This window comes from Ponticaulis sp., assembly GCF_029210165.1.
In the GTDB taxonomy this organism is placed as follows: Bacteria; Pseudomonadota; Alphaproteobacteria; order Caulobacterales; family Hyphomonadaceae; genus Ponticaulis.
In genome coordinates, this window is record NZ_JARGNT010000001.1 from 971,065 (window position 1) to 990,789 (window position 19,725).

Annotated in this window: 19 protein-coding genes; 9 read left to right on the forward strand and 10 right to left on the reverse strand. The window is 54.0% G+C overall.

Features of this window, described 5'->3' with window-relative positions:
- Positions 1 to 4,872 (reverse strand): NAD-glutamate dehydrogenase, encoded by a 4,872-nt coding sequence (locus P1U45_RS04855; RefSeq protein WP_301057797.1) that lies wholly within the window; start codon positions 4,870 to 4,872, stop codon positions 1 to 3.
- A gap of 545 nt (positions 4,873 to 5,417) precedes the next feature.
- On the opposite strand from P1U45_RS04855, the gene P1U45_RS04860 reads away from it, so the two are divergent.
- Positions 5,418 to 6,926, forward strand: a complete 1,509-nt coding sequence (locus P1U45_RS04860; RefSeq protein ID WP_301057798.1) for a helicase HerA-like domain-containing protein — start codon at positions 5,418 to 5,420, stop codon at positions 6,924 to 6,926.
- Here P1U45_RS04860 and P1U45_RS04865 read toward each other — a convergent pair.
- The gene (locus tag P1U45_RS04865; RefSeq protein ID WP_301057800.1) at positions 6,880 to 7,767 is read right to left on the reverse strand and encodes a YihY/virulence factor BrkB family protein; all 888 of its coding nucleotides are present in this window, start codon (positions 7,765 to 7,767) and stop codon (positions 6,880 to 6,882) included. The genes P1U45_RS04860 and P1U45_RS04865 overlap by 47 nt on opposite strands.
- 174 nt (positions 7,768 to 7,941) lie before the next feature.
- Complete coding sequence (locus P1U45_RS04870) at positions 7,942 to 8,679, reverse strand: VWA domain-containing protein (protein WP_301057802.1); 738 nt, start codon at positions 8,677 to 8,679, stop codon at positions 7,942 to 7,944.
- Positions 8,680 to 8,845: 166 nt separating this feature from the next.
- On the opposite strand from P1U45_RS04870, the gene P1U45_RS04875 reads away from it, so the two are divergent.
- From P1U45_RS04875 to mnmD, 6 genes are all read left to right on the forward strand, one after another.
- Positions 8,846 to 10,072, forward strand: a complete 1,227-nt coding sequence (locus P1U45_RS04875) for an argininosuccinate synthase (protein ID WP_301057803.1) — start codon at positions 8,846 to 8,848, stop codon at positions 10,070 to 10,072.
- A gap of 8 nt (positions 10,073 to 10,080) precedes the next feature.
- Positions 10,081 to 10,695 (forward strand): trimeric intracellular cation channel family protein, encoded by a 615-nt coding sequence (locus P1U45_RS04880; RefSeq protein WP_301057805.1) that lies wholly within the window; start codon positions 10,081 to 10,083, stop codon positions 10,693 to 10,695.
- 165 nt (positions 10,696 to 10,860) lie between these two features.
- On the forward strand, positions 10,861 to 11,394 hold the full coding sequence (gene ppa / locus P1U45_RS04885) for an inorganic diphosphatase (protein ID WP_293609066.1): 534 nt from the start codon (positions 10,861 to 10,863) through the stop codon (positions 11,392 to 11,394).
- 23 nt (positions 11,395 to 11,417) lie between these two features.
- Positions 11,418 to 12,074 carry a LysE family translocator gene (locus tag P1U45_RS04890; RefSeq protein ID WP_301057806.1) on the forward strand — a complete coding sequence of 219 codons (657 nt, stop codon included), beginning with the start codon at positions 11,418 to 11,420 and terminating at the stop codon, positions 12,072 to 12,074.
- Positions 12,075 to 12,213: 139 nt separating this feature from the next.
- Positions 12,214 to 12,819: a TetR/AcrR family transcriptional regulator gene (locus P1U45_RS04895; RefSeq protein ID WP_301057808.1), complete on the forward strand. Its 606-nt coding sequence runs from the start codon at positions 12,214 to 12,216 to the stop codon at positions 12,817 to 12,819.
- Between the two features lie 43 nt (positions 12,820 to 12,862).
- The gene (gene mnmD, locus P1U45_RS04900) at positions 12,863 to 14,752 is read left to right on the forward strand and encodes a tRNA (5-methylaminomethyl-2-thiouridine)(34)-methyltransferase MnmD (RefSeq protein ID WP_301057810.1); all 1,890 of its coding nucleotides are present in this window, start codon (positions 12,863 to 12,865) and stop codon (positions 14,750 to 14,752) included.
- On the opposite strand, the gene P1U45_RS04905 is transcribed toward mnmD, so the two are convergent.
- Genes P1U45_RS04905 through P1U45_RS04930 form a run of 6 tightly spaced genes read right to left on the reverse strand, consistent with a single transcriptional unit; the run spans position 14,749 to position 16,776 of the window.
- Positions 14,749 to 14,988 (reverse strand): hypothetical protein, encoded by a 240-nt coding sequence (locus tag P1U45_RS04905; protein WP_293609062.1) that lies wholly within the window; start codon positions 14,986 to 14,988, stop codon positions 14,749 to 14,751. The genes mnmD and P1U45_RS04905 overlap by 4 nt on opposite strands.
- Positions 14,989 to 15,024: 36 nt before the next feature.
- Entirely contained in the window at positions 15,025 to 15,510 is a 486-nt protein-coding gene (gene pspC, locus P1U45_RS04910) for an envelope stress response membrane protein PspC (protein WP_293609061.1), read from the reverse strand.
- Positions 15,510 to 15,770 (reverse strand): envelope stress response membrane protein PspB, encoded by a 261-nt coding sequence (gene pspB, locus P1U45_RS04915; protein ID WP_293609060.1) that lies wholly within the window; start codon positions 15,768 to 15,770, stop codon positions 15,510 to 15,512. Before pspB ends, pspC begins: the two co-directional genes overlap by 1 nt.
- Complete coding sequence (locus P1U45_RS04920) at positions 15,763 to 15,894, reverse strand: hypothetical protein (protein ID WP_022693809.1); 132 nt, start codon at positions 15,892 to 15,894, stop codon at positions 15,763 to 15,765. The genes pspB and P1U45_RS04920 overlap by 8 nt, the downstream gene beginning before the upstream one ends.
- Before the next feature lie 5 nt (positions 15,895 to 15,899).
- Positions 15,900 to 16,601, reverse strand: a complete 702-nt coding sequence (pspA, locus tag P1U45_RS04925) for a phage shock protein PspA (protein ID WP_301057813.1) — start codon at positions 16,599 to 16,601, stop codon at positions 15,900 to 15,902.
- A 25-nt stretch (positions 16,602 to 16,626) separates the two neighbouring features.
- Positions 16,627 to 16,776, reverse strand: a complete 150-nt coding sequence (locus tag P1U45_RS04930; protein WP_022693811.1) for a hypothetical protein — start codon at positions 16,774 to 16,776, stop codon at positions 16,627 to 16,629.
- 201 nt (positions 16,777 to 16,977) lie between these two features.
- Here P1U45_RS04930 and pspF point away from each other — a divergent pair, with 201 nt between their 5' ends.
- Positions 16,978 to 18,063: a phage shock protein operon transcriptional activator gene (gene pspF / locus P1U45_RS04935; protein WP_301057816.1), complete on the forward strand. Its 1,086-nt coding sequence runs from the start codon at positions 16,978 to 16,980 to the stop codon at positions 18,061 to 18,063.
- A gap of 432 nt (positions 18,064 to 18,495) precedes the next feature.
- Positions 18,496 to 19,272: a WecB/TagA/CpsF family glycosyltransferase gene (locus P1U45_RS04940; RefSeq protein WP_301057819.1), complete on the forward strand. Its 777-nt coding sequence runs from the start codon at positions 18,496 to 18,498 to the stop codon at positions 19,270 to 19,272.
- A 49-nt stretch (positions 19,273 to 19,321) separates the two neighbouring features.
- Here P1U45_RS04940 and P1U45_RS04945 read toward each other — a convergent pair whose 3' ends face one another.
- Positions 19,322 to 19,654 (reverse strand): DUF2853 family protein, encoded by a 333-nt coding sequence (locus P1U45_RS04945; protein WP_293609056.1) that lies wholly within the window; start codon positions 19,652 to 19,654, stop codon positions 19,322 to 19,324.
- Positions 19,655 to 19,725 lie beyond the last annotated feature (71 nt).

The following is a 19,725-nucleotide window of genomic DNA, read 5'->3' on the forward strand; positions in this document are numbered from 1 at the left end:
CTAAGCCTTCACTTCTGTTTCTTCTATAAAGCTACGCATTGCGTTCTGATAGAGAACAAGTTTCGCGAATGTCCATGCACCAGACTGATCGAGTTCAGCAAGGTTAATCTGAAGTCTATCATGAATATCTGCATGGATAGAAACAAATTCATCAACTCTGCTTTTTGCGGAGTCAAAATTGCTCCACTCCGAAAGCTCTGAATTTGCTGAAATACGCTCAGCGAGTACTATTTGTTGGCTCAAGAGAGATTCAACAAGGCCGCGTACCGCCAGTCGATCCCAGTGTTGATCCAGGTCAAGATTTAAAGCGGTATGCCTTAATCTATCGTAACCGAAGGCTGTGCCTATTGCGTTGAACAGCGTAGCCATTTGCTTCACATCGCGGTTTGTTCGGTGCGCCAGGTCAACAATGTCTGTAGCCGTCGTCATCGATAGCACCGTAGCTACCTTATCCGAGACCTCACTTGGCGCGCCGAGATCGCGATACTCAGCGTCTCTGCTATTGAGAAGATCACACTCGTAAGGCGAAAGTGTGTCTTTGCCTGCGGTAATGAGCTCTGTGACGCCGTCTTTATAGGTGCTTACGAGCGTTTCGATCTTGCCATCCAGCGATCGGGTTCGTGCAAGCCAGAATACGAGGCGTCGCATTGCGTTGATCAGATCAACGCGCAGACGGATCTGGACATCGGTCGGCACGAGGTTATCGAGCTGGTCGATACGTTTCAGCAGAGGTTTCAGCGAGAAGATCGCCAGAGCCGCGGTAAAGGCGCGAACAATCTCTTCAGTTTCCACGCCCGCACGTTCTTTCACCCGGTGAACGAATGTAATGCCCCCCAGATTTATGACGTCATTAGCAAGCTGGGTCGCGATGATCTCGCGCTTCAGCCTGTGATCCTGCATGGCGTCATCAAACTCACGGAGTGGATCCGGGAAGTAATTGCGGAATTGTTCGGTTAGATAAGGATCATCAGGAACATTGCTTGCCACGAGCTCGTCGAAAAGCGTGATTTTAGCGTAGGCCAGAAGAACCGAGAGTTCAGGCCGTGTGAGACCCTGATGCGTTTCATGAAGCGCACGCACATCTTCGGGCTTAGGAAGGCCTTCAACAGAGCGGTTCAAGAGGCCGGCGGACTCCAGGCGTTCCATCATGCGTTCATGGGAATCAAGATCGTCTGCTGCCGAAGCCAGCGCCACACTCAGTGCGCCCGTCTGATCATAGTTATGAACGAGAACCTTCTGGGCCACTTCGTCTGTCATCGATGCAAGAAGATCGTTGCGATCCTCAGATTTGAGAGCGCCGGAATCGATCGCATTTCGCAGAAGGATTTTGATATTCACTTCATGGTCTGAACTGTCGACGCCCGCGGAGTTGTCTACCGCGTCTGTATTGATACGACCACCATTGCGCGTAAACTCGATACGGCCGGCTTGCGTGACGCCAAGGTTCGCGCCTTCACCCACAACGCGGACGTTCAGCTCGTCAGCGCTGACGCGGATGGCATCATTGGCGCGGTCGCCAACCTGCAAATCGGTTTCCGACTGGCTTTTGACATAAGTTCCGATACCGCCGAACCAGAGAAGGTCAGCCTCCGCTTTCAGAATAGCGGTGATCAGCTCATTCGGCGTCATGACGTCTTTATCAGACCCGATGAACTTTTTGATCTGAGGTGTCAGTTCAATGCGTTTGGCAGACCGTGAGAATACGCCACCGCCTTCGGATATGAGGGAGGTGTCATAATCCTCCCAGCTGGACCGCGGCAGTTCGAAGATGCGTTTGCGCTCTTCCCAGTTCCGTTCTGCGTCTTCCGGGTTTGGGTCCACGAAGATATGCATATGGTTAAACGCAGCTTTCAGCTGGATCGTTTTCGACAGCAGCATGCCATTGCCGAATACGTCGCCCGACATATCGCCGACGCCGATGACTGAAAATTCTTCGGACTGAATATCCATATCCAGTTCGCGGAAGTGACGTTGTACAGCAACCCAGGCGCCACGCGCGGTGATGCCCATTTTCTTATGGTCGTAGCCAGCGGAGCCACCCGACGCGAAAGCATCGCCCAGCCAGAAGCCGTATGACTCACTGATTTCATTCGCAATATCAGAGAATGTCGCTGTGCCTTTGTCAGCGGCAACAACCAGATATGGATCAGGCTCATCCCAGATCACGGTGTTCTTCGGCTGCTGCACATCGCCGTCTACAAGATTGTCTGTGAGCGAGAGAAGCGAGCGGATGAACGTCTTATAAGAGCGAATTCCTTCATTTATGAAGGCTTCGCGTCCACCGTCTTTCGGGAGCTGTTTCGGGTAGAAACCACCTTTTGAACCGACAGGTACGATGACCGAGTTTTTAACCTGTTGAGCCTTCACAAGGCCCAATACTTCAGTTCTGAAGTCATCACGTCGATCCGACCAGCGAAGGCCGCCGCGCGCGACGGCGCCAAAGCGCAAATGGACACCTTCAACATGCGGCGCGCACATGAAAATCTCACGGAACGGCTTCGGCTCCGGAATATGCTCCAGTTCGCGGCTGGCAATTTTGATCGCGATATAGCTGTGCGGCTGATTGTTCTCACCCAGCTGATAGAAGGAAGTACGCTTCACTGCGCTGACAAGTTCGGACAGGCGCTGAAGGACGCGGTCTTCATCAAGGCTCTGAACCTCTTCCAGTTCGGCGCCAATTTGTTGAATGATTTCAGAGAGTTTTTCGCCCCTTTCGTCCATGGAAAGTTCCAGAGACGGCGAAAACTTCACTTTAAAGGCTTCCAGAAGAAGCGATGCAATTTTCGGATTATTGGCCAGCGCATTGATTTGAGTGGACTGTGCCAGATCCATACCGGTCTGTTTGCGATAGCGGCAAAGCGTGCGGAAAAGAGCGGCTTCACGCCAGCTCGCGCCGATCGCCAGAACCAGCCGGTTAAAGCCATCATTTTCCGTCTGGCTGGTCCAGACCGCTTCAAATGCAGCTTCGAAATGGTCTTTCACATCATCAAGCGCAATCGGGCAGCCATCAGCGGCTCGCATTTTAAAATCATGAACCCAGAAGACGTCATCATCTTCAGAGCCAAGTTCGACCGGATAGCCGATCTCCGTGATCACATAGAGGCCCATATTTTCGAAGACGGGCACACAGGCTGAGAGCTGAACCGGATTTGTGCGCGTGTAGATTTTGGTCCGTAGAACATTCTCTGCGTCATCGAGATCCCGAGATACGCGGCTGGTGACCACATAATCTTCGTTCAGTGAGGCAATGTATTCCAGGTCATCCATCGCCTCTGAAGGCGTGAAAGCTTCTTTATAGCCGGCAGGAAAGGCACCTGCGATGGACTGGAAGTCGAGCTTTTTCGGAATGCGGTGGCGCTGGGATCGCGCAAGTGTGCGCAATTCGTCATTCCAGCTTTGCGCAAGGCGTGTGATTTCAGCGTGAAGCTTGTCGAGATCAGGCTCTTTGTGACCCTGATTGAGATCCATCAGGAAATGAATGCGCGCGAGCGGGGCTTCACCATATTGCGGATAGAATGCGGTTTGTTTTGCGTCGAATGCGCGCTCGATTGCACGGCCGATCTTGCGGCGAAGTTCTGAATGGAATGCTTCTTTCGGAATATAAACGAGCGCTGACATATAGCGGTTAAAGCGGTCTTTCCGGATGAAGATACGCGTTTCCATACGGTTCTGCAGTTGCAGAATGGAATTGGCATGTTCCAAAAGTTCTTCATCAGAAATCTGAAACAGCTCGTCGCGCGGATAAGTCTCGAGGATGTGACGCAGCGCATTTGAATCATGGCTGTTTGGTCGCTTGCCCGCTGCGATCAGGACGCGACGGACCTTTTCACGGATCAGCGGCACGTCCTTGGTCATGGAGTTATAGGCATCAGCCGTGAACAGGCCGACAAAACGGATTTCGCCAACAACCTGACCTTTATCGTCATACTGTTTTACGCCGATATAGTCGGCGCGAACACGGCGGTGCACCCGTGACTTCAGCGTTGCTTTAGCGATGATCAGCGGGTCGGCTTCATTCAGGAAGTCCGAAATCTGGTCGGTGACAATGGTCGGTTCGCTACCACGCTTGAGGATATAGCGTGTCTCATCGCGCAGAATGCCGAGGCTGGAGCCTGGAATGATTTCCGGCTCCTCTGCCGCCAGGGCTCCGTCTTCATTTCGAGCAAATGTATAACGGCGGCTTCCGAGGAAGGTGAAATGGTCATTGGCGAGCCAGCGAAGGAAATCTTCGGCTTCTTTGGTGCGCTGGCTGTCCATATGGGCGTTCATGCCCACTGTACCTGCAGCATCTCTCATGCGGGTCTGCATGGTTGCAAAATCAGCTACGCAGCTTCGCACTTCGCCGAGTGTTTTCTGGATTTCTTTGACGAGCTTATCGGCAGAGTCTGCGTCAATCTCTTCCATATAGATCTGGATGTAGGAATCGCGCGTTTCACCCGGCGACAATACGCGTTTGCCATTGCTATCGCGGCCATGCTCCAGAATAGGGTGGATCACCATATCAGCGTGCAGGTTGGCATCGCGGCAGGCGCCCAGAATGGAGCCGACGAGGAAAGGCATATCCTCACCAATCACTTCCAGAACTGTGAAACAGTCATCGCGATTATCGGTCGGATCGATCAGGCGCGTACGGACGAGGCTGGTTTTGTCTTCGCGGGTTTCGCCCCACAGCCAGAAGTCTTTCAGAAGGGTCGCGAGAAGGTCGGGAGAAATGCGTGCGAGCAGATCGCCGTCCAGAGCAGAATGGCTCTGTGTCAGAAACTGAGTGATCAGGGGTTCTGATGTTGGCGTTGGACCTCCCCAGTCCAGGCCATTTGCTTGATCCACCAGTTCAGCAAGGGAAATGTTTGTCGATTTGGATTGCGCAATCATTATTACGTGCTTCTACGAAAAAGAATTTCAAAACAGACCCATTATGTAGGCAGAGTCTGCTTAATTTCTTGGAAATTTTTGTGAAGACTTTGTGAGGTGCGGACCCGTCAGACGGGGACGTGTCTGACGGGCCCTTAGGACCTCAATCCGCAGGCTGGGTGGGGGACGCACGCGGAGGCCCATTCTGTATCCTGTAACATGTCTGTCACAGACGCAAAGCCCTATATGGAATTCAAATTAAGGTTTGCCAAGTGAATTTAGCAGGCTCTCACGATCAATTTGAGTAAGCATGTGATTTTACTGGGGAAAACAACTTTAGTTTGAGCCAACTATTTAGATTTTGCTGTCTGCTTGCCTCTCTAAGCGAGCATTTACAGTTAATTTCGCTCAAAATTGAAATATTCAGCGTAGGCGAAAGCCGTATGACGATAGATGTCAGCGCCTAAACTTGTTTATATTAAGGCAATCAACGGTGTGTGACGTATAAGCCGATTTGCAATCCACGCAGCTCCGGCTAACACTTTGCTATCCGGAGGAGGGCAGGCATGAGCAATTCAATCTTCATTGGTGGTGGCGGTGAAACGCAGGACGAAGCGCAGACGCTTCTTTTAAATCGAGCCAATCGCCATGGACTGATTGCGGGCGCGACCGGCACTGGCAAAACGGTAACCCTGCAAATTCTGGCACAAGGCTTCTCTGATGCGGGTGTTCCTGTCTTCTGCGCCGATGTGAAGGGCGATCTTTCCGGCATCTCCCAAGCAGGCAGCGAGACACATAAGCTGCATGACGCGCTGCATAAGAGAGCGGGCACGATCGGCCTTGAGCCTTATGACTATTACAGTGCGCCGACTGTGTTCTGGGACGTGTATGGCGAGCAGGGCCATCCGGTTCGCACGACGATTTCCGAGATGGGACCTGTTCTGCTGTCCCGCCTGATGGAACTCAATGAAACACAGGAAGGCGTTCTGACGATTGCGTTCGAATACGCGGACGACAACAATCTTCTGCTGCTCGACCTCAAAGACCTGCGTAAGCTTTTGATCCACCTGTCAGAAATACGCGCTGAGATTGGCCGTGAGTACGGAAATGTCTCGCCAGCAAGTATTGGCGCAATCCAGCGACGTCTTCTGGTTCTGGAGCGAGAAGGCGCTGATAAGTTTTTTGGTGAGCCAGCGTTGAAACTGTCTGATCTTTTGCGCACCGATCTTAATGGCAAAGGCTATGTGAACCTTCTGGACTCCACAAAGCTGATCAATAGCCCTCGTCTTTACTGCACCTTCCTGCTCTGGCTGCTGTCAGAGCTGTTTGAAGAGCTTCCGGAAGTTGGCGATCCTGACAAACCAAAGCTCGTTTTCTTCTTCGATGAAGCGCATTTGCTGTTCGATAGCGCCCCGAAAGCGCTGCTCAGCAAGATCGAGCAGGTGGTGAAGCTGATCCGTTCTAAAGGCGTTGGCGTGTTTTTCGTCACCCAGAATCCGCGCGATATTCCTGATAGTGTTCTGGCCCAGTTGGGTAACCGTGTGCAGCATGCCCTGCGCGCCTATACGCCTGCTGAACGCAAGGCCGTGAAAGCGGCCGCTGAGAGCTTCCGCGAGAATGATCAATTCGATACCGAAGATGTCATTACAGACCTTGGTGTGGGTGAGGCGCTTGTATCCACGCTGGATCGAAAAGGCGTTCCAACGGTGGTCGCACGGACGCTTATCCGTCCTCCATCTTCGCGCCTTGGACCAGCAACCGATGCCGAGCGTGAGGTCGTAAGATCGGCCAGCCCTGTCGGCGCCCAGTATGACGAGGCCATCGACCGCGAGTCTGCTTATGAAGTCCTGCTCGAGCGTGAGGAAGAGGCAGCAGAGGCGGCTGAACGAGAAGTCGAACGCCTGGAAAAAGAAAAAGAGCGCGAGCGGAAAGAGAAAGAACGATCCTCTTCGCGTCGTCGCCGCTCTACACGCCAGTCTCCGGGCGAGGCGGCATTGAAATCAGGGCTTCGAACGCTTGCGAATGAAGTTACGCGTTATCTGGTTCGAGGGATTCTTGGTGGTCGACGCAGGTAGGTCCTGCCTGCCTGCAGTGCAAAACCGCATTGATCTGCGCGCCGAGTAACAGACACGCCGCGCAGGCATAGAACCATAACAGCACATTGATCAGAAAGCCCGGAGATCCGTACCATTCGCGGTTTACCGGGTTGATCTGGAAGTAAAGCGACAGGCCAATGGTCACGACAGAGATCATGGCTGCCGCGACGCTTGCACCCAGCCACCCGTGAATTGGTAAATTCTGACGCCCGATGAGACCGGACGCGTAAACACCGTTCAAAAACCCGATAAGCACCACCGTCACTAATAGCCAGAGCAGCGGCGTCACCAGCCAGCCGGACTGAATAATCCCTGTCAGCGTGATCACGACATAGCTGATCACAGCGACGAGAAAGGATGCGATAAAGACGAAGAACAGGACGGGAATGACAAAGGCAATCGAGCGCCAGGCGATTGCGAATACGCCGATCACCGCATCCGCGCGTGAAATTTCCCGAAAGCTGAACATCATGGAGCGAAGGGCTGCACCCGCGCTCAGCATGACCAGAAACAAGTGAAACGCCGCGAGCCATGCGGACTCCGCGCCTGATAGTTCAAGCCGGTGATTTACCTCATCATAAATCAGCTCGACAAAATCATGCGGCAGGAAGGTTGAAAACTGCAGAACCATGTCTTTTGCAGAATAGGTGCTACCTGCAAACGTGCTCATCCAGACGAGCAGGGCGACGAACGGGAACACCGACAGGATTGAATAGAAGGAGAGAGCTGCCGCGCGCGTTGGAATGTCATTTTCACCAAAAGCGACCATGACATCTTCGGCAAACGAGCCGTGATATACCTCTTTCAGACGATCCAGCATGTTCAAATTCCGTGTCCCCGCCTGAACATGCGGTGGACCTTGTCATTTGTCATCTGCAAACTGGTCAGGTGGAGAGGGTTTCATCCTTGCTGAAACAGAAACGGGCGAAGCCCGTAAGGCTCCGCCCGTTTCCCGACGTCGCGTCCCAGTTCGGGCCGGACCACTTTCAGCCCGTCACTGCGTCCCCCGACGCTGAATGACGTCGTCCTCCTGCGCCAGCGCGCGGTCTTCTTCATCGAATTCCACGCTGTCAGAGCGCCCTTGCGCGTAAGCGCGATTATGTTGCGCGAGATTTTCCATGGTCGCGCCCAGCCGTTCACTCGAAACGGCCATCTGGTTGGAACGGGCAACACCTGCCGCATCGGCGTCTCCAAAGCTTGCGAACTCGGCCCCGAGAAACACGACGGCCCAGCCGCGCTTCTCAACGCGGTCCAGCACTTCGCGAATATTATCACGGCTGAATTCGCGGCTGGCATTCTCGTGCCCGTCCGTCATGATGACGATGACTGCTTTGTCGGGGTTATCCTCTTCGGCGAGGGCGACCATCCGGCCGATCGCATCAAAAAGGGGTGTCATGCCGCGCGGTTGCACTTCGTCAGATGTGATTGTCTGCCAGTCGTCACCTGTCACATTACGCCGGAGCGTATCGAACTGGAGGCCGTCCTGCGCATCGAATACGGAGAAGGTGATGTCATTGGCGACATCCGGGCCGTCATCCGGCGTAATGACGCTATCAACATAGGCATTCACCGAGCCCAGCGCCTCATCCCAGATGGAGTTCATCGAACCCGTCCGGTCGAGCAGAATGTAGGAGTTTAGCTGAACACTCTCATCTGAAGCGGGTGTGGCGTGCGCCTGCGCCGCTGTACTGACGGCTAAAGTCGCGCCAAAAAGGTATTTCAGGATGTTCATTCGGCCCTCCATTCCGCTTAGACCGCGGTGGCGAACACGTTCAGCGAAAAATATGGCGCTAAATGGCCGCTAAAGGGGCAATTTACTTGCGTGATTGTGGCCGATGGATATTGTGCGCGCAAAATTTTGGCGTGATTGCCATAATCCAACTTAGAAGTAGGAAATAATGTCTAACCGCACCGTCCCGAAAAAAGTCGTCCTCGCCTATTCCGGTGGTCTCGATACGTCGATCATTCTGAAATGGCTTCAGACAGAGTTCGGTTGTGAGGTCGTTACCTTCACAGCAGACCTTGGTCAGGGTGAAGAGCTCGGTCCGGCACGAGACAAAGCCCAGCTTCTCGGCATTAAAGACGAGAACATCTATATTGAAGATGTGCGCGAAGAGTTCGTCCGCGATTTTGTCTTCCCGATGTTCCGCGCGAACGCTGTCTATGAAGGCACATATCTGCTGGGTACCTCTATTGCGCGCCCGCTGATCACGAAGCGTCTCGTTGAGATCGCAGAAGAAACCGGCGCTGACGCAATTGCGCACGGCGCGACCGGCAAGGGTAATGACCAGGTTCGTTTTGAACTTTCTGCTTATGCGCTGAACCCGGATATCCGTGTTGTAGCACCTTGGCGTGAATGGGCTTTCAAAAGCCGTGAAGCGCTTCTGGAATTTGCTGAACAGCACCAGATCCCGATCGCTAAAGACAAGCGCGGCGAAGCGCCGTTCTCAGTTGATGCGAACCTGCTTCACTCGTCTTCTGAAGGTAAAGTTCTGGAAGACCCGTGGGAAGCAGCGCCGGAATACGTCCACCAGCGATCTCTGTCGCCAATGGATGCGCCTGACGAACCGACTGAAATTGTCATCGGGTTTGAAAAAGGCGACGCAATTACGCTTAACGGCAAAGAGCTATCCCCAGCTGAAATGCTGACTGCGCTGAACAAGCTTGGCCATGACAATGGTATTGGTCGCATCGATCTGGTTGAGAATCGTTTCGTGGGCATGAAATCTCGCGGCATTTACGAGACACCGGGCGGCACAATCCTGCTGCAGGCACACCGTGCAATGGAATCCATCACGCTCGACCGCAATGCAGGCCATTTGAAAGACGAGCTGATGCCGCGCTATGCAGAGCTTATCTATAATGGTTTCTGGTTCGCGCCAGAGCGTGAAATGCTTCAGGCGCTGATCGATAAGAGCCAGGAGAAAGTGGCCGGTGAAGTCCGCCTCGTTCTCTACAAGGGCAATGTCATCGTGTCTGGTCGTCGCTCTCCATACTCTCTGTACGATGATCTGCTCGTTACCTTCGAAGACGATGGCGGCGCATACGACCAGAAAGACGCTGAAGGCTTTATCCGCCTGAACGCGCTTCGTCTGCGTACACTTGCAGCGCGTAACCGTCGCTAGACGGCGCCATGGATATGTCTCCTGATCTGATCCTCACCTTTGCGGACCGGATCGGCGTATTTGTATTCGCTGTCTCAGGAGGCATAGCCGCGGTCCGTAAGGATATGGACCTTTTCGGTGTGATCACGCTCGCGTTTCTGCCGGCTGTTGGCGGCGGAACCCTGCGTGATCTCATCCTCGACGCGCCGGTATTCTGGCTCGAAGATACGCTGTCGCTCTGGCTTGCTATTGCGGGCGGGTTGGCAGCGTTTTTCTTCGCCAATGCGCTGGAAGGCTTCAAACCGCTCCGATGGGCTGATGCCGTAGGTCTGGCGCTATTTGCGGTAACGGGCGCGGCTAAAGCCGCTGACCTCGGCCATGATTATCTGATCATTCTGATTATGGGTGTGATGACGGCGTCGGCGGGCGGTCTCATTCGTGACGTCGTTGCGAACCGTGATCCGCTGCTGCTGAAGGAAGACATCTACGCGACAGCAGGTCTTCTCGGGGCGGCGGTGTTTGCTGCGCTGATCTATTTCAATGTGAATGAAAGCATTGCGTTTGCCGCAGGTTTCGCGGCGGCATTTACACTGCGCGCGCTGGCCATCATCTTCAAATTATCTCTGCCAAAGGCGCGGCTTTAAGTCCGGTGTATCGGGCGCGTTAACGAGCTAGGGTGCATTTACTGGCGCAGAATTTAGACAAAGCCTGAATAAACTTCCCTCTACGCCTTTTGTTGCGCTTGCACACGACCTGCTGCGCGGCTAGAGGGAAGCCATATAGACAGACGCGTAAAAGAGGGACGCATTATGGATCTTTCCAAGATTTCCAGCGGGGAAAACCCACCAAAAGACGTAAACGTGGTGATTGAGGTTCCGCTGGGTGGTGAGCCGATCAAATACGAGATCGACAAGGATTCCGGTGCGATGTTCGTCGACCGCTATCTCTACACCTCCATGCGTTACCCGTGTAACTACGGTTTCGTGCCACACACGCTGAGCCTTGATGGCGATCCGATCGACGTCATGTGCTATGGCAGCCGCGCTCTGGTTCCAGGTTCCGTTCTGCGCGTGCGCCCGATCGGCGTTCTTCTGATGGAAGACGATGGCGGTCCGGACGAGAAAATTCTCGCAGTTCCACACACGAAACTGACGCGTCTCTACGAAAAAGTTCACGAAAAAGAAGACCTGCCAGACGTCATTCTCGAGCGCATCACGCACTTCTTCGAGCACTATAAAGACCTTGAGCCAAACAAATGGGTGAAGGTTGATTGCTGGGACGGCCGTGAGAAAGCTGAAGAGCTGATCGCGCAATCCATCGCGCGTTACGCGGAAACCAAATAAGCTCTGATACCTGAGGGGCTGACATGGAATTCGGCCTCTGGGCATCCATGATTGTATTGTTTGCGGCCGGCGGGTTAACACCTGGTCCGGCCGTAATGCTTGTTATTGCAGCGTCGCTTCGTTACGGCTTCTGGCTGTCTCTGGTGAGCGGGCTCGGTATTTGCGCTGCGAATGTCGTCTGGATTACGCTCGCAGCCTCCGGCGCCGGCGCGCTGGCCGAACAATTTCCAACCGGATTTTTCGTTCTCAAACTTGTCGGGCTGGGCTTTGTGCTCTGGCTTGCCTGGTCGACGGCAACGCAGCCCGTCGATACAAACTTCGAAGATGAAGTAACTGATGTGTTCAAGCCGAAGGGCCAGAACTTCATCAAAACGGGCCGCATCACCGGCCTCTTCCTGCGCGGCTTCGGGCTACAGCTAGCCAATCCGAATGCATTGGTCTTTTTCGGCGGTCTTCTGCCGGCATTTTTCAATGTCGAAGCACCCATCATTCCGCAAGTGGTCATTATGGTTCTGACGGTCACGGCGACTGAGCTGTTTGGCCTGAGCATTTACGGCAGCGGCGCACGTCTGTTGTCTCATAAGTTCTCTGAACCGAAATTTGCGCGCGTTTTCTATGTGTGCGCCGCCACCCTTATGGCAGGTTCGGTCGTCTGGGCTCTGGTCAGTCCGTACGTATAGCTGCCTTGAATGAGTGCAATTTTGCCACGCTAATCCCCTGAAACGAGAATCTGCTGCTGAACAGACTCAGTTAAGCAGCTGTTTGTATGATATATTGTGCAGGTTGGCTTGGGGCAGGCCATACGGGGCAGGGCGCAATATGAAATCTGACGGACCTACTGAAACGACTTCCGTTCGGCGCGAAGGGCCGAAGCGTAGCGAAGCCTCTCGTCAGGCCATTTTGTCTGCTGCGCGTGAAGAGCTGATTGAGCATGGCTGGCGCGCTTTCAGTCCCGACCGGCTGTCTCGCCGCGCCAAAGCATCCAAACAAACAGTGTATCGCTGGTGGCCTTCCGTGGCGGCTATCGCAATCGATGCTGCAATCAGCATGATTGAAGAGCCGCTGATTAAACCGGACCAGCCGGTCGACGTGCAGCTTGCGGCCTTTATCGAGCCCTTCTCAGAACTTGCACGTGTTGGCGATGGCGCTCACCTGCTGCGTAGCGCGCTGCTGGCTGCCTCCGACGATCCTGCTGCCGGTGAGATTTTCCGCACCTGGTTCAACAACACTATTCGTAAGCCGATGAAGAACGTGCTGGCTCAGGCGGCATCCAAGGGCCATATCCGAAGGGATTATGACCCCGATGCGGTGTGTGAGACATTGTTTGGCGCCGTTTGGCATCGGTTGATCCTTATGCGCGGGCCGCTTCCACATGTTCTGGCTATGAAATCGGCTCAGGCTGTTCTTGCGTCGCTTCGTCCTTAAACCTCATCTCCCGGTTTTCAGATTTCTCTGATAAAGGGGCGGCATGACACGCCTGCCTTCACGCCCGAACCTTGACTGGAAAGACGACGGAACCCCCGTCGCGACCGCGTTTGATGATGTATATTTCTCGCGTAGCGATGGGTTGGAGGAGACCCGCGCGGTTTTCTTTCGCGCTTGTGGGCTTCCCGAGCGTTGGCGCGACCATAAAAGCTTCACTATTGCAGAATTGGGATTTGGAACCGGGCTGAACTTCCTCGCGCTGGTCGATCTCTGGCTTGGTTCGGAGCGGTGCAGCGATGGCTGGCTCGACTTTCTGACGGTTGAGAAGCATCCAATGGCGGCTGAAGATGCGCGTAGATCGCTGGCGCGCTGGCCGGAATTGAAGACCTACGTTGATCAATTGCTTGCGAGCTGGCCTGAACAGACTATGGGCCTGCAGCGTATCGTATTTCCGCAATGGCGGATTAGCCTTAGCATCTTTATCGGCGATGCCGCTGACTGGTTCAGCACAGTCAATTTCAAAGCGGACGCCTGGTTTCTGGACGGGTTTGCCCCGGCAAAGAATGAAGCCATGTGGTCTGAGGATATTCTCAAGGGTCTCGGCGACCACGCAAAACCCGGTTGCCTCGTTGGCACGTATACGGTGGCAGGCCATGTCCGACGCGGATTGGCCGCTGCCGGCTTTGAGGTGTCTAAACAGCCGGGATTTGGCAGAAAGCGCGAACGCCTTGAGGCGATTTATCCGGACAACGCTCCGCGCGACCCCCAGCCGGATATATTCTTGCGTGATGCGCCGAGGCGCGAGTTTGAGCGCGTCATTGTCGTGGGTGCGGGAATTGGCGGCGCGTCGGTTGCGCGCCAGTTTGCTGAGGCCGGTTTACCTGTATCAGTGATCGATAAGGCTGAAGGGCCTGCCTCTGGTGCCAGCGGTAATCCCTATGGCCTTGTCATGCCGCGACTTGATGCGGCGGACACGCCTCAGGCGCGCTTTCTCATTCAGAGCTATCTCTACGCGCTATCCTTTTATGCGCGATATGCGCCAGACTTTGCGCATGAGGTCAGTGTAACGCAGGCCCCTCAGAGCGACGTGGAAGTTAAACGCTTTTCAAAGCTCGCCGAAGATCCCCCGCTTAATGACGGACGCCTGTCATTCAGTGATGAAGAGCGAGTATCCCTGATCCACCATGGCGCCGCTTTGGTGGAGCCGGCCAGGCTCGTGGCAGCATTGCTCGATCACCCCGGTATTGATTGTCGCTGGTATCAGTCTGTTGAAACGCTTGAGGCGATCTCTGGTAAATCTGACGAAAAAACGCTGACTGTCATTTCAACAGGACACCTGATTTCAAGTCTGTTGCCGGAAATGGCTGAATGGATTGCCGGAAAAGCCGGGCAGGTGGAGCTCGTTCAATCTGTATCTGAGGACAATGAGGTTAAAGCAATTGCATCCGGCAGTTATGCGCTCAGGAAAGATGGTGACCTGCTGTTTGGCGCGACGTTTGAGGCCTTTGAGGGCGATGCGCCAGCCGTAACTGATGGGGCCCGCGCTCATAATATTGAAGCGCTTGGGTCGCTTGCGCCTGACTGGGCGGACAATCTGGTCGAGGCACAGCTTGTCTCGCGGGCGTCAGTCCGAGCGACAACGCCGGATCGCTTTCCAATTGCGGGATGTTGGTTTGACCGGTCTGAAACGCTCTTAAATCTCGCGCCGCTTCAGCATGGCGCACCCGTTAAGGGGGGAGCTGTTTCTGACGGTAAGGTGTATGTGATGGCGGGGCTTGGTGCCCGCGGTTTCACATTTGCGCCCTTTCTGGCGGACCTGATTGTATCTCAGGCGCTGGGGCGGCCGCTTCCTCTCGCCCGGTCAGAGCAGGAGATTGTCTCTCCTGTTCGTTTCCTGGTCCGGGCGATCCGGAAGGGGCAGATAACTGACTAGCCGCGCGTTGCGAGCGACCAGTCGAACGCGAACGCTGGGCAATCAGCACCCGGGCAATCGAGCCCGTCAATCTGGACCACGAAGCCGCGGTCTATATGTGTGCCCATTGTCACGTCCAGTCCTGCAGCCTGAACATGGAAACGTCCTGAGAGTACGGCTGCGGCGGTGAGAACTATGGCGGCGCCCATTATGAACATGCCCGTCATTGTCCCGTTTGATGATCTTCCCGTAAACATTGTTTGCCCCTTCGATACAAACGGTGGTGATTTAGGTTACTGACCTTTTTCGAGGTCACGGAACTGGCGGCGAAGACGCCACTCGTCCGAAGTAACTGCGCGTTCCATGGATTGAAGGCGATCTTCGAGATCCATGAATTTGTAGCGTAGATTGGAGAATGTGATCGTTGGTCGATCCGAAACTCCGCGCCAGAATGTTTCCTCATCCGGGCTGAGTGATGGTGCATTCCTTGGTGGTGTAGGCAGGATGACCCACATCACCATGTAGGCGATGATGATCAGCGGCCCTGCAAACAGGAAAAAGGAAAGCACGGCGGCGATACGGACCAGGGATGGTTCCCAGCCGAACCGGTCAGCAATGCCGCCGCACACACCGCCAATGACCTTGTCGCGAACAGACCGGTAGAGGCGTTTCGGGTTAGGTGACCCGTTATAGTCGTATGGCTCATCACGTTCCGGACCACGGTGGAAAGTGTTTCTCCACTTTCCGTAGTCGTCATCATGTTGTCTGCGATGTGGCATTAGTTCTTCCTGTAAATGTCATCGCGGAGATTGTCAGAGCGGCTGCTAGTCCGCTCAACTTCACCCTCGATGATGGCTTCAAGGCTCTCAATGCGGCGCTCCATAGCGCGTGCTGATCGCCAAAGGTCTTCCAGCATCCGCTCATCGTCCGGCTGGAGCGTCTTCTGCTTCCGCCAGATCGTGATGTAATGAAACAGCACGGCCGGGAAACCTATGAAGAGCATGCCGACGATGGCGATTGCGATAAATTCCTCAGGCATTGAGTTCGCCCTTTTCGGTGGTTACTGCAGTCCGCTCACGGCGGTCCTTCAGATAGTTTGCGATGAGACCAGGTGCTGTCAGCACTGTCATGATCCCGGTGAGGACAAGAAACGGCATTGCCATAATGATTACTCCTCAGAGTCTTTTTTCTTGGTTTCAGGCGTCGCTGTTGTCTGAACACCTTTGCGGCGCTTCAGCTCAGCGAGCTCTTTTTCGACTTCGTCAGATTGTGCGAGGTCGGCGAATTCCTGCTCGAGCGAAGGCTCATAGCCTTTGATCGTGTCAGCATAGGCTTCCATCTCGTCGACTTTACGCTCTACGGCAGAGTAACGTGCCAGCGCGTCATCAACGCGGGAGTCATATGTGCGCGAGCGGGCGCGGATGCGATGCTCGGCAGCTTCACGACGCATCATAAGTGCGCGATGCTTGGCTTTCGCTTCATCAAGCTTGGCCTGAAGCTTTTCGAGATCGGAAGAGCGCTTTGCGAAAGCTTCCTCTGCAGCAGCAAGACCTTCCTTGCGTGCGGCAATCTCTGAAGTTGCTTTCTGTTTTGCCTGCAGCGCGCCGCGAGCCAGATCTTCACGACCTTTATCAATAGCGAGTTCTGCTTTGGCGTCCCATTCAGCGGCAACCGTTTCGAAATGCGCGATTTCGCGTTCCATTTCTTTCTTGTCTGCCATTGCGCGGGCAGCACCAGTGCGAACCTCGATCAGCGTGTCTTCCATTTCCTGGATCATCAGACGCGCGATTTTTTCAGGATCTTCCGCCTTGTCGAGCATGGCGTTGATGTTTGAGTTTACGATGTCTCCGAAGCGGGAAAACAGTCCCATAGTCGGTCTCCTTGATAAATTACGTTTAGAAGAGAATGCGTGCGACGATCACACCGGCGATGAAGAAGCCCCAGCTTTCCATCGGACGACGTGACAACCAGCCTGTGAAACGGCTGAAGCGATCTTGCAGCGTGTCATCCCGTCGGGATTGGCTGTTTGCTTCATAGTCTCTCATGTCTCTCTTCCTTTTCTTGCGGCCCCCTTAGCCGCTGAGCTGTCCTACAAACTGCAAAGGGCGTGCCAGTTTTGAATTAATGTTATAATACGCTGTATTTATTGAATTAAAAAATTCGCTAGTGCGTTTCGCTGCGGATATTTAGTAAATTCAACGAAAAATAATTAGCTATCTTGCCGATAATTATGGTATTATTGACGAATGATTGAGCCTGTTTCACCAATTGGCGAAAGCCCTGAATGGCTGGAGGCGCTGGAGAAAGCGTCTTTCATTGCCCCGCTGGACAGATCTATCCTCATCATTGGAGAGCGAGGTACGGGTAAGGAGCTGATTGGCGAGCGCGTTCACTTCCTGTCGAAACGCTGGAATGGGCCGTTCATCAAAGTGAATTGCGCGGCGCTTTCCGATGAGTTGCTGGATTCAGAACTGTTCGGGCATGAGCAGGGCGCGTTTACAGGGGCCAGTTCAAGACGGATTGGGCGGTTCGAACAGGCAGATGGCGGCACGATCTTTCTGGATGAGATCGCCACGGCATCCGATCGTGTGCAGGAAAAGCTGTTGCGCGTCGTGGAGTATGGCGAGTTTCAACGCCTTGGCGGCGAGCATGTGCTCAAATGCGATGTCAGGGTGACGGCAGCGACGAATATCGACCTTCCAGCGGCGGTGGAGGCCGGTAAGTTTCGCGCCGACCTTCTGGACCGACTGGCCTTCGACGTGATCACTCTTCCGCCTTTACGGGTTCGGATCGAGGACATCTCGCTTCTCGCTGACCATTTCGGTAGCCAGATGGCTCGCGAGATGGGGCTTCCTTTCACCGGCTTTTCACCTTCAGCGATTTTGCAGCTGGAAGCGCATGACTGGCCGGGCAATGTCAGGGAGCTTAAAAACGTTGCCGAGCGCATCACGCACCGTTCGCTTCATATGGATCCGGAAAGCTATATAGAGTTTTCAGAAGACGCCATTGATCCGTTTTCATCGCCCTTTCGCCCGCAAGCCAGGCGAGCGGCTGCCAAACCGGTCCAATCAGGCCCGGTTCAGGACCTTCGCCTGGATGTGCCGCCCGTAGAGGACGGCCTCGAGTTTGAAACGGAAATACGGCTGTACGAGGTGCGTCTGGTCGAGGCAGCGCTCAAAGCGAGCGAAGGTCATCAAGGCAAAGCAGCCGATTATCTTGGCCTCACCTATCACCAGTTCCGCGGCCTTCTTCGTAAGCACGGCATGGACAACAAAAAGAAGCGCGGCGAGGTAGATGAACCGCTGGACCGTCAGCCTATTCGCGGCATGTAACGCGGATATTGATGGGTGCGGATGCTCATTCTGTAAATAACCACGACCGGAAGTGTTAACGGATCAAGGAAGTTTATTAATTTCCTTTGCTTTCAGAGGGTTTTGAAGCCTTCTTAGAGGATATTAGATCTGCCGCCTCGGGTGACGAATTAACTATAAAGCAAGGAAATCGGTCCGCGAAATTTGTCGCGCCCGATATTTCAGGTTTTACCGCTGTCTTTAAGTCAGAGCGTTCTGATACCCAAGAAATTACAATAATTCAGTATGTTAAGGGCTGATTTGTTCAAATCTGGACATCAGAAGTGTCTTGAGGGCGCGGTGGGCCTCATTGGCGAAAAAACCGAGTTTCCTGATGTTTATGCTTAATCCGTGCCGCGAAATTGCGATGTGGAATGAAACGCGAAATTGCCGGTTTTTTGCGAAACCGGATGCATGTCACTTTCTACTGCATCTGCGACAGACTTTGTCTTCGAATCTGACCGGGTTCTCTTCATAGGACTCGAATTCGATCCGTATGATACCGATCAGGCTGTAGCGGCCCTGTTGAAGATGGTGGATCGCGGTTGCGACTTCACCTATCTGGTCACACCGAATGTCGATCATATGGTTCGCCTCGATGCGGAGCCTGATCTTCGTCCACTTTATACAGACGCAGGCATGCTGGTCTGTGATAGCCGCATCCTTGAGCTGTTCGCGAAGTTTGAAAGTAAGGAGCTTCCTGCTGCGCCGGGCGCGGATATTGTTGAAGCTCTCATCCGTGATCACGTAAAGTCCGATGAAAAGATCGTTGTGATTGGCGGTGATGAAGGGATTATTGAATCTTTAGCGCGTGACTATGGCATTGCGAATGTCGCCTGGCACAATCCACCTATGGGTCTTCGCAATAAGCCTGATGAAGTCCGTAAGGCCGCAGAGTTTCTTGTCAGCGAAAACGAACGTTTCGCCTTTCTGTGCGTCGGGTCCCCGCAACAGGAGATGGTCGCCCGTGAGGCGCTGCGTCTTGGTCGCGGTAAAGGTGTGGCCCTGTGTTGCGGTGCCAGCCTTGAGTTTCTGGCGGGCCGGGTCGAGCGCGCACCGCTCTGGATGCGTAATGCGCGTCTTGAATGGCTTCATCGCCTGCTGAGCGAGCCGAAGCGCATGTGGAAGCGGTATCTTGTTGACGGGCCGCGTATCTTTGCGATCTGGCGAAAACACAAATCGGAACAATAAAAAAACCCCCGCGCTTGCGGGGGTTTTCTTTGATCGATGCGATGCAAGCTTAGCCAGCGAGCATGTCGATCTTGCCGTATTTCTCAGCGAGAATGTAGTAGAATGTGACGCGGGACTTATTGCCCTTCTCGTCTTTCATCGCTGTGCAGACTTCCTGAATTGCAGCGTCCAGATCAGCGTCGGAATCAGTCAGTTCAAACTTTTTCTTCAGCCACTTTTCGCGCACACGTTCCAGCTCGGAAGGATCAGAGCAGGAAACCAGAGACGAGTCGCGGTTGCGAAGTGCGATACCAAGATGGTTCACAATCTTCTGCAGTGCAGTTTCGTTATATGCTTTCGCATACTTTTTTACGTTGTCCACGTAAGGTGCAATATCGGCCATTTGGATCACTCCCCGTCTAGCCCGTACCAAGTTGAGCGATTGCCCAATCACCACCTTATCCAGCATTGGAA

Excerpts from the sequence above, each read along its gene's own strand:
- P1U45_RS04855 (WP_301057797.1), bottom strand. The coding sequence starts at position 4,872 with ATGATTGCGCAATCCAAATCGACAAACATTTCCCTTGCTGAACTGGTG.
- P1U45_RS04860 (WP_301057798.1), top strand. The coding sequence starts at position 5,418 with ATGAGCAATTCAATCTTCATTGGTGGTGGCGGTGAAACGCAGGACGAA.
- P1U45_RS04865 (WP_301057800.1), bottom strand. The coding sequence starts at position 7,767 with ATGCTGGATCGTCTGAAAGAGGTATATCACGGCTCGTTTGCCGAAGAT.
- P1U45_RS04870 (WP_301057802.1), bottom strand. The coding sequence starts at position 8,679 with ATGAACATCCTGAAATACCTTTTTGGCGCGACTTTAGCCGTCAGTACA.
- P1U45_RS04875 (WP_301057803.1), top strand. The coding sequence starts at position 8,846 with ATGTCTAACCGCACCGTCCCGAAAAAAGTCGTCCTCGCCTATTCCGGT.
- P1U45_RS04880 (WP_301057805.1), top strand. The coding sequence starts at position 10,081 with ATGGATATGTCTCCTGATCTGATCCTCACCTTTGCGGACCGGATCGGC.
- ppa (WP_293609066.1), top strand. The coding sequence starts at position 10,861 with ATGGATCTTTCCAAGATTTCCAGCGGGGAAAACCCACCAAAAGACGTA.
- P1U45_RS04890 (WP_301057806.1), top strand. The coding sequence starts at position 11,418 with ATGGAATTCGGCCTCTGGGCATCCATGATTGTATTGTTTGCGGCCGGC.
- P1U45_RS04895 (WP_301057808.1), top strand. The coding sequence starts at position 12,214 with ATGAAATCTGACGGACCTACTGAAACGACTTCCGTTCGGCGCGAAGGG.
- mnmD (WP_301057810.1), top strand. The coding sequence starts at position 12,863 with ATGACACGCCTGCCTTCACGCCCGAACCTTGACTGGAAAGACGACGGA.
- P1U45_RS04905 (WP_293609062.1), bottom strand. The coding sequence starts at position 14,988 with ATGTTTACGGGAAGATCATCAAACGGGACAATGACGGGCATGTTCATA.
- pspC (WP_293609061.1), bottom strand. The coding sequence starts at position 15,510 with ATGCCACATCGCAGACAACATGATGACGACTACGGAAAGTGGAGAAAC.
- pspB (WP_293609060.1), bottom strand. The coding sequence starts at position 15,770 with ATGCCTGAGGAATTTATCGCAATCGCCATCGTCGGCATGCTCTTCATA.
- P1U45_RS04920 (WP_022693809.1), bottom strand. The coding sequence starts at position 15,894 with ATGGCAATGCCGTTTCTTGTCCTCACCGGGATCATGACAGTGCTGACA.
- pspA (WP_301057813.1), bottom strand. The coding sequence starts at position 16,601 with ATGGGACTGTTTTCCCGCTTCGGAGACATCGTAAACTCAAACATCAAC.
- P1U45_RS04930 (WP_022693811.1), bottom strand. The coding sequence starts at position 16,776 with ATGAGAGACTATGAAGCAAACAGCCAATCCCGACGGGATGACACGCTG.
- pspF (WP_301057816.1), top strand. The coding sequence starts at position 16,978 with ATGATTGAGCCTGTTTCACCAATTGGCGAAAGCCCTGAATGGCTGGAG.
- P1U45_RS04940 (WP_301057819.1), top strand. The coding sequence starts at position 18,496 with ATGTCACTTTCTACTGCATCTGCGACAGACTTTGTCTTCGAATCTGAC.
- P1U45_RS04945 (WP_293609056.1), bottom strand. The coding sequence starts at position 19,654 with ATGGCCGATATTGCACCTTACGTGGACAACGTAAAAAAGTATGCGAAA.